Raw genomic sequence first — 17,807 nt, 5'->3', positions numbered from 1 at the left:
ACTCCTAATGTTTGGGGCGATCGGTGATGTCGCCCTTATCGAGGTCGTAGCGTTCCAGTTTGGAGCGTAAACCGACCCGGGACAGGCCCAGTTCCAGAGAGGCGCTGCTTTTGTTCCAGCGATGGCGGATGAGGGTTTCCCGCAGAATGCGTTTTTCCAGCATCTCCACACGTTCTTTCAGTGTACCGTCCAGATTCGCCAGCAGTTCCAGTTCTCCGCGTTCGGATTCCGGTGAAGCGCGCAGAATACGGCTTTGTAACAGGTCGGCAGTTAGTAAATTACCCTCTGCCATCACCAGCATGCGGCGGACTTCGTTCTGTAATTCGCGCACGTTACCCGGCCAGTGGTAGCGAGCCATACAGGCCAGCGCTTCATCGCTGAAGCCGTTAACCTGCTTGTCGAACTGCGACATCGCGGTATCGAGAAAATGGTTCGCCAGAACAGGTATATCAATTTTGCGACGCGACAGCGCTGGTAATTCCATGGGGACTTCGGCCAGACGGAAATACAAATCCTGACGGAAACGGCCAGCGCGAACTTCTTCTTCCAAATCGCGGTTGGTTGAGGCAATCACCCGCACATTGATTTTGCGACGCTGTTGATCGCCCAAACGACGTATCTCCCGCTCCTGTAAAACTCGCAGCAGCTTTACCTGAAAGGCCGGGCTTATTTCGCCAATTTCATCAAGGAAAATGGTACCGCCATCGGCTTGTTCAAACAGACCTACGTGATCGGTGATCGCGCCGGTGAAGGAGCCCCGCTTGTGGCCGAACAGCTCTGAAGCCAGCAGTTCATCGGGCATGGCACCGCAGTTTTCCACCACAAAGGGTTTGTCGGCGCGCAAGCTGTTGTAATGCAATGCGCGAGCGAACAGCTCTTTACCGGCACCGGACGGACCGCTGATCAACACTGACACATCAAAAGGCGCTATTTTCTCTACCTGCGCGCACACGGCATTCAGTGGACTGTTCTCGTGGCGCTTGATCCCTTCCAGACGGAAGCTTTGTTGCAACTTGCTGCGTTTGTGTTGAACTCGCGACTCTGACTCCATTTCTGTGAGTCGCATTTCCATATTCAGCAAATCGTTTTCCTGCTGAAACGACACCATGTTACAAGCGCTACGCACGGTGGAAATCAGATTATCCGGGTGCCAGGGCTTGGTAATGTACTGGAAAATCCCGGCGTCATTCAGGCCACGAATAATATCTTCTGACTCGGTGTAACCCGACAGAATAAGACGGCCCACCTGAGGCCAGCGCTCTCGCACTTCTGTAAGTAAATCTACGCCGGTACGCTCGGGCATACGTTGGTCGCACAGAATCACGTGAACCGACTCGCTTTCCAGTACTGACAGCGCTTCCGACGCATTTGCTGCGGTGAATACATCAAAATCGTCATCCAGTGTCCGTTCAAGGGTTTCCAGTGAACGCAACTCATCATCAACGCAGAGTACCGCTGGGCGGCTGGCAACGGCGGTCATAGCAGATCCCGAAGGCTGGCTGCTTCCGCCTCAAGTTTCTCTAAACGCTGTCTGATGTGTTTAGAACGGTGCGCATTCAACCAGGACAGCCAGGTTTCCATGCCTTCACCACTACGTGCTGAGATCTGGATGATTTCAATGTCTGGATTTACCTGACGGGCGTAATCGATGCACTTGTCTACATCAAAATCCAGATGTGGCAGCAGATCGGTTTTGTTCAGCAGCATCAGCTTAGCGGCATGGAACATATCCGGGTATTTCAGCGGTTTATCTTCCCCTTCGGTAACCGACAAAATGGCGACCTTGGCGGCTTCGCCCAAATCGAAAGCCGACGGGCACACCAGGTTGCCTACGTTCTCAATAAACAACACGCCGCCAGACAGATTGTCGAAGTTTTCCATGGCATGACCCACCATGTGGGCATCGAGGTGGCAACCTTTACCGGTATTGATTTGGATAGCGGGCACACCGGTTTCGCGAATGCGGTCAGCGTCGTTGGCGGTTTGTTGATCGCCTTCAATTACGGCCATCGGGAACTGTTCGTCGAGGGCTTTGATCGTTTCTGTGAGCAGTGTGGTTTTACCGGAACCCGGACTCGATACCAGGTTCAGCGCCAGCACCGAGTCGCGTGCAAATGCGGCACGGTTGCGGGCGGCGTACTGATCGTTTTTACCCAGAATATCCTGCTCAATTTGAATCATCCGCGACTGGCTTAAACCTGGTACATGGGCGTGGGCCGGGCCTTTACCAAAGTGAATGTTGTGACCTTCTGCATGCACATGATTGTGATCATGATTGTGGTCATTCCCATGATCATATGTGTGACCGTGGTTGTGCTCATGAGTGTGAGCATGGCCATCATGCGCGTGCGCATGATGATGGTGACCATCGTCATGCTGGTGGTGATGACCTTCGATTTTTACTTCACCTTCGGAACAACCGCATACAGTACACATATCAGGCTACCTCTAATTCTTTAATTCGCATTTCATCACCCTGGGTTACTTGCAACTGGTAACTGCCGCAATGACTACAGCTGTCATAACGTTGGGTAATAGAGACTGTTTCGCTGCACTGCAGGCAGTAAGCCACACCAGGGAGCGAGATGATAGTGAGTTTGGCACCTTCTGCCAGACTGCCTTTCATAACCACGTCGAAGCAGAATGTCAGGGCATTTGCATCGATATTGGCCAGTGGGCCGATTTCCAGCCACACTGCTTTTACTTTTTCGTACTGCTGAGTCGCGGCCTGATCTTCTAAGACCTGAAGAATGCCTTCAGCAATGGACATTTCATGCATGGCTTACCTCACTTTTCCAGCTCACGCAGGGATCAATCATTTTTATCATTGTGTCCACCACAGTGGTGGCATTGTCTGCGTCGACTTTCATACCATTACACACAGAGTACAAGGATCCTCGAGGATGAAAATTCCATTCTGTGGGGGCCACAATAGCATAATCCTCTATGACCCACTGTTCACCAAGCTGTCGCAGCTCCACTTTATGCAGCAAGGTACCTCGGGCAGTTTCTGCTAAGCCTATGCCATGGCGTTGAATTCCGGCGTCGGGCAGAAGGCGACGCATGTTTCTGGGTATGGTGGCAAAGTCGTTGACCAAGGCCGACAACCGATTAACGAATACGTTGTCATCTTGATTGCCTGCCCGGGCGAAACAACCGGATTCCCGCGGTTTGCCATTGATCGACGGGAGCTTACAAAATGCCGCCCTGTCGCCGTTATCAAGTTCGTCTAAAACACTATCGAGGTCTGTCTGTACCGAAAGATCCAGTGTGTCTGCCCCTGCACCAAAGGATAAGTTACTGAATAAGGCGGCTGTCTCGGCGTGATGGTTTACTACCCATTCTCTAAGCAAGTCCGGATTTTTAAGTTCGCCCAATGGCGCGCTGAACATTGCTATGATTAAGGTTTCTAAGGCGGCAACGTGGCTGTTGTAGTCCTGGGTGTCTTCTTTTGCTACGGCGTTAAGTTGTAGTGACCAGCGAGCCTTTTGATGACACTGGGCAAACCAAGCGGTAAGCCTGCCCATAATCACGTCTTTACCGGCCACCCAATGTTGCAGCAGGCTAATGCCCAGTTCTCTTGCCGATTCAGCCATGACCAGAAATGCCCTGGCTCGGCGGGTGGGCTCTGATACGGTGATAGACTGCGCCGACTCCATCGCTTTTAAAGACGCTACGGTTTGCGCGACGGCACAAACATTAAAGATCAGCGGTAATGCCCCAACAACCTGTTCCACGGGCTTATCACGAAACCAGGCAGTGAGATGTCGGGGGCGACTGTTGATGATGTCTACAATGGTCAGTTGGCCCTGTTTCCACAAGGCATTTACCTGGATTTCCCCGGCGCTGAACGACGTCACAGCTCCACCTCGTTGTCTAATCCGGTAACGGTTGCAGAAAATTTGCCACGCATGAATGCTCTGCGACTGACACCGGGTTCGTCTGATGTCGTCAACTCGGACGCGGCCAGCGCTTTTGCTTCCGTTTGCGCCGCGTCTTCCCTCGACGCCTCTTCATTGATAATCTCAGTGCGGCGCTGATGCTCGTCTTTTAACAGCTGCCGCTCTGACACGCTATTTTCGTCCTCCTGCATAATGAAACTTAGCGCACTTATCGCGACATCTTCTGCAACGGACTGGGCTTCAAATTCCCACATGGGTGAGAACAATGAACAAATTCCGTAGCGACCCAGGGCACTATCTTCTGACGCGGTAAATTCAAACATGCCGGAAGGCAAGACCAACGCAAAGGTTTCACCACAGTCAGGCAGCGCAGGATGCAGCAACAGTAAGTTCATGCACCACGGCGTTACCACAGCAAACAGTGAATGCTGACAAGGTGTCGCCACCGCGTCACTGCAAAATACAGACAATGCGGGATTGTACACCGGCAGATCGCACATTTTGCTATCGGCTTGCTGATAGAACGCCATGATGTCAGTGCGTGTTATCATCAGTCTTTTCCGGTCACCATGAACTGATCTTTATCACCATCGCACTGAGGGCAGCGCCAGTGTTCGGGCAGTTGCGTAAATGGCGTGCCCGGTGGGATCTGCTCAATATCATCACCCTCGGCGGGGTTGTAAACATACCAGCAAATCTTGCATTCCAGACAGGCGTCATCGCTGATACGGCTGGCATCACCCATAAAACTGCCTTCAAAGCCCTGATAGTTCATGCTTTCCTCACACCAGTACGTCACGAATTTCGTGCAGGCGTTCAGCCGAATCTTCCAGATCTTCCGGTGCCGCACAGCCCACCGCTGGAATATCTACTATCTCGAGGGTATCGAGAATTAACTGATCGGTGCTGTTGTAGTACTGCACACGCCACAGGTTTTCCACGTTGGTGGCGGTGATGCGGCAGTTGCCATAACCTCGCGACAGTATGGTGACAGGACCTGTGCCAGTGAAGTAGGTTAAACAACCATGATCTTCAGGAGAAAATGGCAGCAGCGACAGATTGATGACATGGGGGATTGCCGTTTTGTCCTGGCTGTATTTCTCTGACACTTCTGCAATTTCTACCAGTACCGACGGCGCGTTTAGCAGGTTAGTTGGCAAGCTGGCAAGTTTGGGGGTAAGCGGCTCTGCTTGACTAAATGCCAGTTCGCGGACTGCCACAGGAATATCGGCAACTTCAATGATGTCTGAGGAAAGTTTCTCACCAATCCACGAGCGAACACGCCAAACACCTGCCATCACCGTTTCTTGAACTTGATAGGCTTCGGTACCTTCAATACGGATACTGACTTCTCCTTCTCCCAGCAGGTTATTCAGCAGGGAAAGATCTGGCGCAGGCAGCGACTTAATACTGAAGCGGCTTGAAGGCTGGTCCACCTCGTAGTGGTCTAGCGCATGTTGTAGCTGCTCCAGCACGGCAACGGCATGCGGACAGGACTGTACGTCTTCTGCTTCTGGCAAAATAGGCATGTCATAAGTGTGCATTGCGCCCGGCATTTTCATGTAGTCGAGCACCATATCGCCCTCGTCCTGACTACCCGGACCAATGGGTACTGCACCGACATTACGAATTGGAATTTGATTATCCATAGTGATCTCCTTGTAAGCGCCGCCTAGTGGCCGCAGCTGGCTGGGCCAGGGTTAAACACAACCGGGGTACCAATGCCCGGATCACAAGTAGGCTCTTTTGAAAGCAGGTCGGAAATCATCGACATGTATTCGTCCCAGTTGCGAACTTTGGTAATGTCGCCGAGGTATTTCCCTTGTTTCAGAAATACCAATGCCGGGTAGGCGCGAAAATTATAGCGACCGCGTAGCTCGCGCTCATAATTGGTAGACACCACGGCTGGCGTTAGTTTGGGAAAAGCTTTAATCAGTTCTGGCAGAATCACCGCCACGTCATTCGATTCGGGGAACTGTTTGGGTTGCTCAGTGAGAAACAGTACTGAGAATTCTTCTTCCTGAATGAAGGACTCAAAATTTTCTTCCGACAAGTGCGGGTAATTCAGTTCTTCTATCAGTCTTTCTACTAATGGTGAGGGCATGGGCTGACTTCTTATTTAGCGTGTTGTTGAGTTAACCGGGTTTAATTGAGACTTCAGATGTTCTGGCAGTTCCGGCTCGCGATCATTAAGATCAGCGAACAGCGACTGGTCATAGTCGAGGGTGCCATTCATTACCTGAGTGAGTGCTTTTAATGCATCGGTGATATTCTTTGCGCGATTGGCAGACACGACTTCCCGGGCGGCACCAAGAAAAACCAGCACCCAAGTGCCTTCTTTCTGCGGGCCAACTAACTGCATGTCTACCCATTGCTCATCCTGACTATCACCACACAGGGCGCGTAGGCCGTCGTTCTGAATAACTTGAAGCGGAATGCCGGTACACATTAGTGCGCCTCCTGTTCACCCTGAGCTGGCGGGAAAAAGCGAATATCACCGGTGCGGCAAGCCGAGGCTTCATCCGGTCGACCCTGTTCGTAATCGCTCAGATTCAGCTGTTCGGGCGACAAGGCATGGTTATTGGTTTGCTGCTTCTGCACAGTAATGCCGAAGTCTGTTAAATAGTTCAGGGCGGTATCGATGGCGGGCTCGATTTGCGCTTTGACCACATCTCGCAGACTGCCGCCGAAATCTTCCAGTTCTTCCGGCTGACAGCCAACCAGCAGCAACGCTGACGGGTAGTTGCCAGTGAACTCGGCCATGGCCAGTACTTCCTGGAACCCGGTTTGGTGAAGACTCATTTTCTTTGCGCCCATGAACTTGGGCACATCGTCGTTATATACCACTTTCAGCGTGCCTGGCGCTAAACCATAGTCGATGGCATCAAACACCACTAATACGTCAGCTTCCTGTACGTGCTGCACCAGGTAAATACCCTGGGTGCCACCGTCCATCAGCTTTACATCGCCTTCAAACACATAGTCCTGATTGAGGGCTTCGATGCAGCGTACGCCAAAACCTTCATCGGCCCAGAGCACGTTGCCAATTCCTAAAATTAATACTTTCTTACTGTTCATACCCGCCTGCTTATCTTGTTATTCGTTAAAGGGCTGTAAAGTAATGTTTAAATTTTTTGTTTTTTTCGTCTTTCAGGTATTACAAACTCTGTGCCAATCGAGGAAAAAGGCAGAAAGCCAGTATTGGCGAGGTGTAACGGGGAGCGTTACAGAACGTGATGAATTTTGATTGGAAATTAACTTATCAACTTTATGCTATATCGGAAAGTTTCTTTTCTTTTGCGGCTTGCTGCGCTTGATAGAGATCCCAACGTTGTTGTTTTTCGAGCCAGAACATGGCGGGCGTCTTTAAAAACATGCCGAGGCGCAATGCGGTATCAGCTGAAATTGCGCGGCGACCCTGAACGATTTCATTCACCCGGCGACGGGAAATTTTCAGTTCTGCCGCCAAACGAGACTGGGTGATTTTCATGGGGGTGAGATAACACCGGGCCAGAAATGCGCCGGGATGCTCGGCTTTTTTACAGCCAGGGTTGCAGGGTGAGGAAATGGAATTGATGTCACACATGAGCAGGGAATACGCGCCTGCAAAGGCGCGTATATTCTCGGTTAGTCCGGCTTGTCATCTTTGAACATCCGCCAGCCGCTTACCATGGTGGAGATCAGGCTTTGGCGTGACATGATGTCTTCACGGATGGCCACGTACACGTGGATCATGATGAAGGTGATGATCCACCACATGCCCACACGGTGCCAGGTGTGTACATCCTGACTCTGACCAAATAGCGGGATAACCCAACCAAACATCACGTCGGCCCAGCTGCCCTGCCCGAGGCCTTCGCTGTACAGTGCGAAGCCAGTCACGATCATAAAGATAATGCCTAGCACGAAGAGTACAAACATACCCAGTTGCGCCAGCGGGTTGTGGCCCACGTATTTCTTCGGCGTTTTCTCCATAAACGAGTACCAGCGGATCTCGTGCCACACTTCTTTCCACCAGGCTTTACGGAAAACCTTGGGATAGAAAAGCTCTCTGGCGTGGCTATTGCCCACAATTGCCCAGTAGATCCGACCGATAAATGCAATAGTCACCACGTAGCCCGCGGCAAAGTGCGCGAAACGGATATAGCCCATCAGAAAGTTCTCACTGGCCTCACCCGGCTGCGTTGGCAAAGGCACACCAATGAAGTACCCGGTCACGCATAGTGTGAGCACGCTCAGTACCGTTACCCAGTGCCATAGCCTTACGGGTGCCTGGTATACATAAACGGCGGTTTGTTTGCGTACCAGTTCCTTTTCTTTGCCATCACGATGATTATCCACCAGCTCTTTTTTTTCTACGGTTGATGTCATGACGTTCTCCTGCGTTAGCGCAATGCCTTAGCGAACCTTAACTTTTGTCAGTTCCTGACCGTCTTCTGCCATTACGTGGGTAGAACACGCCAGACAGGGGTCGAAACTATGCAAAGTGCGTAGAATCTCAACCGGCTCATCAGGACGTTCCATGGGGGTGTTAAGTAGCGAGGCTTCAAAGGCACCAATGTTGCCGTTGGCATCGCGAGGGGAGCCGTTCCATGTAGTCGGTACCACCGCCTGGTAGTTCTCAATTTTACCGTCTTTAATTTTGATCCAGTGACCCAGCGCGCCGCGCGGTGCTTCGTTTATGCCCACACCTTTGGCCTCTTTTGGCCAAGTGCTCGGGTCCCATTTCTCAACGTTAGCCGTTGATGAATCGCCGCCTTTAATGTTGGCAACTAACTGATGCCAATCGTCCAGCATAGAATCCACACAGAGTTCAGAGTCCAGCGCTCTGGCGAGGGTACGACCTAAGGTAGAAGGCAGGAATTGTTTCAAGCCGAGATCCATACCGGTGGCAGAGTTGAAGGCATGCAGAGAGCGGTCAACCTGCTCTTTGATGTATTCCTTACCGGATGCATAACCGATGATGTAACGGGACAGCGGGCCTACTTCCATGGCGTGACCTTTCCAGCGCGGTGACTTGATCCAGCTGTACTTGGCACCTTCATCCAGTTCTTTTATGTTGGTTTTGGTGCCCTTGAAGTTAGGACCCAGTTCAAATTTTGCTTCGGTTTCACCATCCCAGGGATGCAGACCTTTGGCACCGTTGGCGTACTGATACCAGCTGTGATCCACAAATTCCTGAATTTCATCCGGATTCCGCACATCTACTGGATGGATTTCGTTCCAGTTTCCACCAATGATTGCACCGGCAGGAACCAGGTCAGTGCTGCGATCGCCGGGCACTACCGTGTGTGTGCCATAGCTCATCACGTTGTGCGCCGCCAGACCGCCGCCGTACAGCCAGTCTTTGTAAAGGGTGGCAATGGCGATGACGTCAGGAATGTAGACGTTCTTGATAAAGGCTTCGGCTTCGCGGATACGTTCCAGCACGAAGTTCAGGCTGGTCATATTCACCGGCGCGCCGGAAGAACCGGTACCGTCCAGGTTGATGGCACAGGCCACACCGCCCACCATATAGTTCGGGTGCGGGTTCTTACCGCCGAAAATGGTGTGAATTTTGACGATTTCTTTCTGCATATCCAGCGCTTCAAGGTAATGCGCAACCGCCATCAAATCCGCTTCCGGTGGCAGTTTGTATGCAGGGTTGGTCCAGTAACCGTTAGCAAACAAACCCAACTGGCCGCTTTCAACGAATTTCTTGATACGGGTTTGCACATCTTTGAAGTAGCCTGGGCTGGATTTCGGATGGGCAATGGACACTTTTTTCTGTAAGTCGGAGGTTTTCACCGGATCGGCTTTCAGCGCGTTAACCGGGTTAACCCAATCCAGCGCGTGCAAGTGGTAAAAGTGCACGACGTGATCGTGAATATTCAAAGTTTTATCCATCAGGTGACGGATGATGTGTGCGTTCAGCGGGATATCGATGCCTAATGCATCTTCTACCGCTCGGACACTGGTCAGCGCGTGACAGCCGGTACAAACACCACAGATACGTTCTACGAACGCCCACGCGTCGCGCGGGTCACGGCCTTTCAGGATCACTTCCAAACCACGCCACATGGTACCGGTGGATACCGCGTTACGAATAATATTGTCTTTATCGACGTTCACTTCGCAGCGCATATGACCTTCAATGCGGGTCACCGGATCGACCACAATCCGACGGCCACTGTTGTCAAGGCTGCTTGAATTTAAATCATTCATTATTCTTGTTCTCCTTTATGCTGTGCGCGCTTCACAGCACTCGCTGCGGCGTGGGCAGCAATGGCGGCACCAACGCCACCGGCAACAGTCATACCGATTTCATCGGCGTTTTTCTCAATACCAAATTGTTTGATGTCGGTGAGGCGATCGTAGAACGAGCCTTTGTCCCAGAAGCCGTCTTCGGAACAACCGATACAGCCGTGACCGGCCTGGATGGGGAACGAGGTACCTTCGTTCCAGCGTACCGTAGAGCAGGCGTTATAAGTGGTTGGCCCTTTACAGCCCACTTTGTACAGGCAGTAACCCTTACGCGCGCCTTCGTCATCCCATTGCTCTACAAACTGGCCTGCATCGAAGTGCGGACGACGGTAGCATTTGTCGTGAATACGTTGGCTGTAGAACATCTTTGGACGACCCTGACGGTCAAGCTCCGGCACGCGGCCGAATGTGAGCATGTAGGTAATAACGCCGGTCATGACTTCGGCAATAGGTGGACAACCCGGTACTTTGATGATGGGCTTGTCTTTAATGACTTTGTGGATAGGCACGGCCTGGGTCGGATTAGGCTTAGCAGCCTGCACGCAGCCCCACGATGCACAGGAACCCCAGGCAATAATCGCGGCGGCATCTTTGGCCGCGTGTTTCAGCTGGTCGAGGAACGGTTTACCACCCACGATACAGAACATACCGTCTTCATTCAGCGGCGGGTTACCTTCTACGGCGAGAATGTATTTACCTTTGTATTTCTGGATGGTTTCCTCAAGGATTGCTTCCGCTTGGTGTCCGGCAGAGGCCATCAGGGTATCGTCGTAATCCAGTGAAATCATCGACAGCACCACGTCTTTTACCAGCGGGTGGGCTGAACGGATGAAAGATTCTGAACAACAGGTACATTCCAAACCGTGTAACCACAGAACGGGCGTCCGCTCTTTGGTTTCCATGGCATGGGCAATGCGAGGTGCGAATGCCGGGCCAAGGCCCAACGCTGCCGCAGTCAGGCTGCAGTACTTAAGAAAACTTCGACGGGTAATTCCCTGCCGACGCATGACGTTATAAAAAGTTTCCAATTGGGACATGGTGGGTCCTCCGCATACTTCTGCTGAAGACGAAATAATCTCGCGTGTACCGTGCCTGTTCGATGATTGGGTATTAAGCAAGTTATCCGGCTATTCAGCGGATTTTTGTTTTTTTGTTTGGTGCAACAATTTCTTTAATGCAACCAGACAGATAGCAAACACCAGACCAGATCGGAATTGCTTTTAATAACAGTAAGTTAACAATTTTAGAGGCGAGAATTGGTTTGTTAGCTTTCCACTGGAGAACGAAACTGGAAAGTCGGTTATCAGTAAAAACAGAGGTGTTCAGGCAGGTGTTGTGCGGGCCAGCGTGATCAGCGCCTGACCAAAGGCAATACCGGCATCGTTAGCGGGAATGCGCTGATGGCTGAGTACGGTGAACCCAGCTTGCTGCAACTGCTGTTGAAGCAAGCCCTGCAGTAAACTGTTCTGCATGACACCACCGGAGAGAACCACAGTACGGAAGTGTTTCTGCTTTTGGATATTCTGCGCTAAGCAGGTGAAAGCCGTTGCCATTGATACATGGAATCCCTTGGCAATATTGGACTTATCTTCGCCCTGTCCGAGCGCGTCTATCATTTCCAGTAGCATGGGGCCGGGATCAATACGTCCTTCCGTATCGGGTGTCAGAGTAAATGGCTTCGCAGGAAGCTGCCCGTTCTCAGCCAGCTTTTGCAGGGCAACGGCTGCTTGACCTTCGTAGCTGATCTGATTGTCGTAACAACCAAGCAGGGCAGCAACGGCATCGAATAAACGCCCGGCAGAGCTGCTAAGCGGGCAATTGAGCTGCTTATCTATCATCTTCGCCAGCGTGGCTGCCGTGGGGGATGCCAGTGTTTTTGGTAATCCGGGAACCGCGATCACGCGTTCTCTAATGTCTTGCTCACTCAGTAAGGGATATAACTGGCCAAACAGACAACGCCAGGGCGCGAGAATTGCCTGTGTGCCGCCGGGTAGTGGTGCGGGTTTGAGTCCGCCCAGTCGTTCTGCTTGCTGATAGTTGCCAAACAGCACTTCGCCGCCCCAAAGCGTACCATCGGTGCCAAGACCCGTGCCGTCAAGGCAAATGCCGAGGAGGTTTTCACTGCTCAGTGGAACGTCATTGTCTCCCATACAGGCTGCCATATGGGCATGGTGATGCTGAGTTTTACTTATTGGCGAATCAACATAAAATGAAGAATCTTCTTCATCGGCACAGCGCTGCGCGTAGCCACTGGAAAGGTAATCGGGATGCAGATCGCAACTTATTTGTGACGGGGAAAACTGATATAAGTCGCGGTACAGTGCCAGTGTCTGCTCCCAGGCATCGAAGGTACGGGCATCACTGAGATCGCCCATGTGCTGTGAGATTACAGCGTTGGGCCCCTGGGTCATGCAGAAGGTGTTTTTCAACTCCGCCCCCAGGGCCAGAATGCTGTGCTCTGTTGAAAAGCCTTCCGGCAGCGGTAATACCAGTGGTGCATAGCCGCGGGCTAGTCGTAGTGGCTGTAACCGGGAGCCCGTTTCATTTGGTAGCACCTGCATGACGGAGTCATCTACCCGGTTGTGGATAGGCCGGTTATGCATCACAAATACGTCGGCAATATCACATAGCTGGCTTCTGGCATCCTCGTTGTCGATGGCTTGGGGCTGCCCAGAGGCGTTGCCGCTGGTCATTACCAGCGGGAAATCCACCGCGTCCATTAGTAACAGGTGAATGGGCGTGTAAGGCAACATAATGCCAAGGCGATTGGTATCGGGTGCTATCGTGTCAGCCAATGGCTTACCTGTAAGCAGCTTACCCGATGGGCTATGGGGCGTTGAAGACGCTTTAGCAGAATCGTCTTTAGGCGGGACAAGTACTACCGGAGCCTGGGGCGACTTCAGCAGCGCGATTTCCTCATTGCCCAGGTGGGTATAGTCACTGGCCTGTTCGATGTTTCTCATCATCAGGGCAAACGCCTTGTGCGAGCGTCGTTTACGTTCGCGCAGCGTGTTTACGGCCAGCTGGTTCGTTGCATCGCAGACCAAATGAAATCCACCCAGCCCCTTCAGCGCAATAATCTTCCCCTCGCGAAGCGCGGCGGCAATATCGGTAAATGGCGAACTGGAAACTAACTTTTCACCCTGGCTATCTTCCAGCCACAGCGTTGGCCCGCAGTCAGGGCAAGCTACCGGCTGAGCGTGAAAGCGCCGGTCTGCAGGGTTCTGATACTCAGCTGCACAGGCATCACAAAGCGGAAAATCCGCCATCGTCGTGCTTGCCCGGTCGTAAGGCAGGGTTTTAATGATGGATAGCCGGGGCCCGCAATTCGTGCAGTTCAGGAACGGGTATTGGAAGCGACGATCTGCGGGATCGAAAAGCTCGTTTCGGCAGTCTTCACAGGTGGCAGCATCGGGCGGACAACCGGTGTTAACCGCGTTGCTCACAGATTCGGTGATGGTGAACGATGTCGGCCCTACGTTGATAAAAATCGGAGTCAGAATAACGCTGTTGATGCGTGATAAGGGCGGTGCGTTATCACGAATCGACGCCACAAAAGTGTTGGCTTCGGCTTCTTCGCACTGCAATTCAATCAGCACGCCCTCGCCGTCATTAAAAATATGTCCGCACAGGGATAATTCATTAGCCAATCGCCAGACAAATGGCCGAAAGCCCACACCCTGTACCAGACCAGTAATGCGGATATGAAAACCGTTGGTTTCAGACGTTGTCATGGCGTATGAATAATCAGGCTAGTGCACCGTGCAGGCCATGCACGGATCAAAAGAACGGACGATGTGCTGTACGGCCACCGGCTCAGTCTCGCCCGGACGTACCGGCGCGCCTTCTAATGCCTGCTCCAATGCACCTGGAATACCGAAGCTGTCTCTGGGGGAAAAGTTCCAGCTGGTGGGGGCCACAATCTGATATTGCGAAATTTTACCCTTTTTAATTTCTATCCAGTGTCCCAGTGAGCCACGGGCGGCTTCCACCAAACCAATGCCTCGCGCACTGTCGGGTAGCTTGGTTTCGTGGCGAAATGGCGCAGAAGGGTCAATGGCTTTAGCCCATGCTTGCATGGCGGGGATCACGCTTGCCAGTTCCAGCAGGCGGGCGACGATTCGAGAATGTACATTCGCGCCGTTAGCAGCAACTAATGCTTCAATCAGCGGGTTTCGATTCAGCATTTGACGGGCAATAGCGCCGGTTTCCATCACGTGATTATCCAGCCTGGGTGATTTACACCAGCTATACGCGTTGTCGTTATCCAGATCGGGCGTGGTTTCGCCCTGCATTGGATTTACCGGTGCAGACAGGGGCGTTAACCAGCTGTGAGCATGATCTTCCGTGACTGCGGAAATGGTCACGTCTGTGCGTTTACCTTTAATCAGCTGGCCCGGTGCAAACAGGTGTCCTTCGGTCAGTGGGTACGCGCCATAACTTAAAAAGTTGCCAGGGCCCCTACCGAGTTTATGTAGCTCCAACTCCTCGCTGATGTGCAGAAAACGGCTAAAATCGCTGTGATCCCAGCTTTTCGATGCCTGCCACGCTTTGAGTTCATCTATTGAAGACAACTTGTTGATAGTATCGAGATTGTCGCCAAACAATTCAGATTCTAAAAATTTGCGGAACGCAGAAATAATGGTTACCACACGAATGCGTTCGGCACGGTCGATGGCACGTGCGGAGCCGTCCGGCTGAATGGTGAGGGTGTGCGGCCACTTGCCTGCCATTAACCCCATCAGATGCAGGAAGGCCGCGCGAGCGGGCAGCATGACTGCAGTGGCGCTGCCGGATGTCGCTTTAAAGCGGTTGGTTATTTCTGCAAACCAGGGCTTGTCGGCATACAGGTCGCGGGCAAAATCTGGCATGAAGAATAGATAGAAATGGGTGAGCAGATCGGTCATGTTCTCATTGGCGAGAATCAAGTTGGTGGCTAACTGGCCGTTACGAGGCATCTCAATACCCATGCAATCAGCCAGTGCCCGGGCGGCAGCAACCGATTGGGTTACTGAACAAATGCCGCAAATCCGTGGCGTGTACACCAGTGCATCTAATGGGGCTTTGCCCAGCATGATTTGCTCGAAACCCCGATAAAGGGTTGAGTTCACTTCGGCGCTGTCGACCTGTCCGTTCTGGATATCCAGGGCAATTTCTAAATCCCCCTCAACGCGGTTAAACGGGCCTGCAACGATTCTGCTCATAGGGTTGCTCTCATTTGTCCCGCTTGTAGATAGTCGGCGGATAAATTAACTGATCGGATACCGCGTTCTGTTTCAGGCGGTTGGGGGTAGCGGCTTTCGACAGTGAAGCCAGCGCCACGAACCAAGCTTTGGGCATATCGGTGGGCAAACCAACAGGAATGCCTGCCACTTTCGGAGTGCGGGTGAAGGTGTGTCCCGGTTCTTCAAATTCAGGGGCAGTACAGTTGATACAGGGGTAACCGCCATTGGTACAAGAGCCCTGCCCGTTCCACGGTCTAATATTGCAGTCGGCGTGCGCTTGCGTGCCTTTACAGCCGGTGTTTTCCATCATACAACCGCGATCACCTAACGATTCAGCGCTGGCTTTGTATTCGTAAAATTCATTGCGATTGCAGCCGTGATGAACAAGGTGATCGGCATACATGCGTGGGCGAGCCAGCGCATCTAAATCGTCATCGGTATGTTCACTCATGGCAATGCTAGTGAGAGTTTCGGTTACCCAGTCTGGATGCGTCGGACATCCCGCGATATTCACTACTTTATTGCCAGACTGTGAGCGGTAGTCTTCACCAAGCAAGCCGCCAGTTTGCTCGCCTTCGAACTGCAAGCCGGTAGCATCGGTAAGGTTATCTGCCGCGGCGGTTATGCCGCCATACGCGGCGCAGGAACCGACTGCCACGGTATGACGACTCTTGGCTGCTAACTCTGACACCCATTCAATCATTGGCTTGCCGGTACCGCCCATCACGTGAAAACGACCGGTGCCGTTTGGGCCGGTCATCATCGAGCCTTCGATGCACAGAATATCCAGCGACAAGCGATCGTTCAGGATATCATCCAGGATGGCAAGGAATTCGCGGCCACTGGCTTCGCTTAACGAGGGGTGCCACAGCAAATTAATGTCGGCAGCCTCAAACAGCGCGATGACGTCTGGCGATTCGGCATTCAACAGTGACATGGAACAGCCACCACAGCCCCCAGATTGTAACCAGAGTAGATTATGCATCGTCTTCTCCCGGCCCCGGCAACCAGAGTCGAGCCCGTGCGCCACCTTGTTCATGATTGATGATACTGAGTTCGCCGTGGTGTTCAGCGATGATGCCGTAGCTAATGGAAAGTCCCAGACCCGTACCTTTTCCTACTGGTTTGGTGGTGAAAAAGGGTTCAAACAAATTGGGTGCATCGGCTTCGCTGATGCCTGGTCCGCTATCTTTTAATGTAACCAATACCCCTCGATGGCAAGGCTCCGCACTCAGAATCAGCGACCTTATTTCACTGTCGGCCATGGCGTCAAACGCATTCTGCACAAGATTTACCACGACCTGATGAATTTGCCCAGCGTGTCCCCAGGCATCTAATTTTGGCGGCAGCTGATAAGTAATATCAACCGCGAATTTGCTCTCTTTCACAATCCAGTGTGCCGCTGTGCGGATGACATGAACAATGTCGAATGCGGCTTTTGCAGATGCCTGCGTGGATGAAAACTGGCGCAGATCATCAACAATTTCTTTCACCCGAACCGCGCCCTCCATGGTGCCTTCCACCAGTGAATTGAGATCTTTAATCGCTTTATCCAGACGCATTTGCGAGCGCATGTCGCGGAGATCTTCCCGGGTGGCACCCTCGCTCACCGCATCGAAATAGGTGCGCAGCTTATTGGTGTAGCGCTGTAATACGTGCATATTGCCGTATACAAAGCTAATAGGATTATTCAGTTCATGGGCAACCCCGGCGACCAGTCGACCCAGAGAAGCCATTTTTTCAGACTGTACCAACCGTTGCTGTGCCAGTTGTAGTTCGGCATGGGCTTCGTTGAGTTCTTTGTAAGCCCGCTGTAATTCGCCCACCGGACGGCCTACCAGCACCACACCCACTTTACGGCCACGGTGGTTAATACGGGGTGAGCAGTTTACCGATAACGGCACATCTCCGAAGCTGCCGTGCAGTACCACATCCACGTCTCGTTCTATGTGTTTGCTGTCGACTTGTTTGAGGAGCGGTAAAAGTGGAACACCGGGGCAACTGATGAGATCTTCTACCGGCGTACCTAGCAGACTGGGGCTATCTTCGTCTGTGAATTCGCTGAGCGCACGGTTTACACCATCAATTTTGCCGTGGTTATCGCAAACAATCAGCACATCGTTCATCGAGCTTTGCACGCTGTCAAAGTAACGCTGTGCTTCTTCCAGCTCAACATTTTTACTTTCTAACTCAACTTGCGAGCGAACCAGATCGGCATAGGCCTCATCCATTTTGTGGATGACATCAACCCACGCAACATCGGCCTGGATGGCCTGTTCGTTATCGACTTCGTGCTCGTTGGTCATTTCAGACCACTAAAATGAGACATTTCATAGCGTAAAACTATACCGAAGATCACGGCGGTTCAAGTACCTGCTCGGTAGGTGCCATAAAAATTTATTCACGATGACTGTAATTTTTTTCAAAATGCCCTGAC

The 17,807-nt window shown here is 52.1% G+C and carries 18 protein-coding genes; all 18 read right to left on the bottom strand.

The features are described from left to right. Positions 1–4: 4 nt before the first annotated feature. The 18 genes from ACXAGX_RS04065 to ACXAGX_RS03980 all read right to left on the bottom strand — a co-directional run bounded on the left by ACXAGX_RS04065 (position 5) and on the right by ACXAGX_RS03980 (position 17,676). Positions 5–1,480 carry a sigma-54-dependent transcriptional regulator gene (locus ACXAGX_RS04065; RefSeq protein ID WP_474836725.1) on the bottom strand — a complete coding sequence of 492 codons (1,476 nt, stop codon included), beginning with the start codon at positions 1,478–1,480 and terminating at the stop codon, positions 5–7. Then, positions 1,477–2,436: a hydrogenase nickel incorporation protein HypB gene (hypB, locus tag ACXAGX_RS04060; RefSeq protein ID WP_474836723.1), complete on the bottom strand. Its 960-nt coding sequence runs from the start codon at positions 2,434–2,436 to the stop codon at positions 1,477–1,479. The genes ACXAGX_RS04065 and hypB overlap by 4 nt, the downstream gene beginning before the upstream one ends. A gap of 1 nt (position 2,437) precedes the next feature. After that, positions 2,438–2,779, bottom strand: coding sequence for a hydrogenase maturation nickel metallochaperone HypA (gene hypA, locus ACXAGX_RS04055; protein ID WP_474818551.1), 342 nt, complete (start codon positions 2,777–2,779; stop codon positions 2,438–2,440). Beyond that, complete coding sequence (locus ACXAGX_RS04050; protein ID WP_474836721.1) at positions 2,772–3,860, bottom strand: hypothetical protein; 1,089 nt, start codon at positions 3,858–3,860, stop codon at positions 2,772–2,774. Before ACXAGX_RS04050 ends, hypA begins: the two co-directional genes overlap by 8 nt. Continuing rightward, positions 3,857–4,453, bottom strand: a complete 597-nt coding sequence (hybE, locus tag ACXAGX_RS04045) for a [NiFe]-hydrogenase assembly chaperone HybE (protein ID WP_474836719.1) — start codon at positions 4,451–4,453, stop codon at positions 3,857–3,859. The genes ACXAGX_RS04050 and hybE overlap by 4 nt, the downstream gene beginning before the upstream one ends. Then, a complete protein-coding gene (locus tag ACXAGX_RS04040) occupies positions 4,453–4,701 on the bottom strand; it encodes a rubredoxin (protein ID WP_474836717.1) in 249 nt (82 codons plus the stop codon). Before ACXAGX_RS04040 ends, hybE begins: the two co-directional genes overlap by 1 nt. Beyond that, positions 4,685–5,551, bottom strand: a complete 867-nt coding sequence (locus tag ACXAGX_RS04035) for a hydrogenase expression/formation protein (protein WP_474836715.1) — start codon at positions 5,549–5,551, stop codon at positions 4,685–4,687. The genes ACXAGX_RS04040 and ACXAGX_RS04035 overlap by 17 nt, the downstream gene beginning before the upstream one ends. Before the next feature lie 23 nt (positions 5,552–5,574). After that, positions 5,575–6,006: a hypothetical protein gene (locus tag ACXAGX_RS04030; protein ID WP_474818562.1), complete on the bottom strand. Its 432-nt coding sequence runs from the start codon at positions 6,004–6,006 to the stop codon at positions 5,575–5,577. A 15-nt stretch (positions 6,007–6,021) separates the two neighbouring features. Beyond that, complete coding sequence (gene hypC, locus ACXAGX_RS04025; RefSeq protein ID WP_474836713.1) at positions 6,022–6,351, bottom strand: HypC/HybG/HupF family hydrogenase formation chaperone; 330 nt, start codon at positions 6,349–6,351, stop codon at positions 6,022–6,024. Then, a complete protein-coding gene (locus ACXAGX_RS04020) occupies positions 6,351–6,980 on the bottom strand; it encodes a HyaD/HybD family hydrogenase maturation endopeptidase (RefSeq protein WP_474836711.1) in 630 nt (209 codons plus the stop codon). The genes hypC and ACXAGX_RS04020 overlap by 1 nt, the downstream gene beginning before the upstream one ends. 190 nt (positions 6,981–7,170) lie before the next feature. After that, entirely contained in the window at positions 7,171–7,488 is a 318-nt protein-coding gene (locus ACXAGX_RS04015) for a HigA family addiction module antitoxin (RefSeq protein WP_474836709.1), read from the bottom strand. Positions 7,489–7,529: 41 nt separating this feature from the next. After that, a complete protein-coding gene (gene cybH, locus ACXAGX_RS04010) occupies positions 7,530–8,273 on the bottom strand; it encodes a Ni/Fe-hydrogenase, b-type cytochrome subunit (protein WP_474836707.1) in 744 nt (247 codons plus the stop codon). 27 nt (positions 8,274–8,300) lie between these two features. Beyond that, complete coding sequence (locus ACXAGX_RS04005) at positions 8,301–10,106, bottom strand: nickel-dependent hydrogenase large subunit (protein ID WP_474836705.1); 1,806 nt, start codon at positions 10,104–10,106, stop codon at positions 8,301–8,303. After that, positions 10,106–11,182, bottom strand: coding sequence for a hydrogenase small subunit (locus ACXAGX_RS04000; protein ID WP_070124425.1), 1,077 nt, complete (start codon positions 11,180–11,182; stop codon positions 10,106–10,108). The genes ACXAGX_RS04005 and ACXAGX_RS04000 overlap by 1 nt, the downstream gene beginning before the upstream one ends. Before the next feature lie 285 nt (positions 11,183–11,467). Beyond that, positions 11,468–13,879 (bottom strand): carbamoyltransferase HypF, encoded by a 2,412-nt coding sequence (hypF, locus tag ACXAGX_RS03995; RefSeq protein ID WP_474836703.1) that lies wholly within the window; start codon positions 13,877–13,879, stop codon positions 11,468–11,470. A gap of 18 nt (positions 13,880–13,897) precedes the next feature. Beyond that, on the bottom strand, positions 13,898–15,349 hold the full coding sequence (locus ACXAGX_RS03990) for a nickel-dependent hydrogenase large subunit (RefSeq protein WP_474818577.1): 1,452 nt from the start codon (positions 15,347–15,349) through the stop codon (positions 13,898–13,900). 10 nt (positions 15,350–15,359) lie between these two features. Then, complete coding sequence (locus ACXAGX_RS03985) at positions 15,360–16,355, bottom strand: NADH-quinone oxidoreductase subunit B family protein (protein WP_474836701.1); 996 nt, start codon at positions 16,353–16,355, stop codon at positions 15,360–15,362. Beyond that, positions 16,348–17,676, bottom strand: coding sequence for a sensor histidine kinase (locus ACXAGX_RS03980; RefSeq protein WP_474836699.1), 1,329 nt, complete (start codon positions 17,674–17,676; stop codon positions 16,348–16,350). The genes ACXAGX_RS03985 and ACXAGX_RS03980 overlap by 8 nt, the downstream gene beginning before the upstream one ends. Positions 17,677–17,807 lie beyond the last annotated feature (131 nt).

Source organism: Alteromonas sp. ABV4_515 (assembly GCF_056160345.1).
Note: the sequence above shows the minus strand (reverse complement) of the source record. Positions and strands in the feature narration are given on the sequence as shown.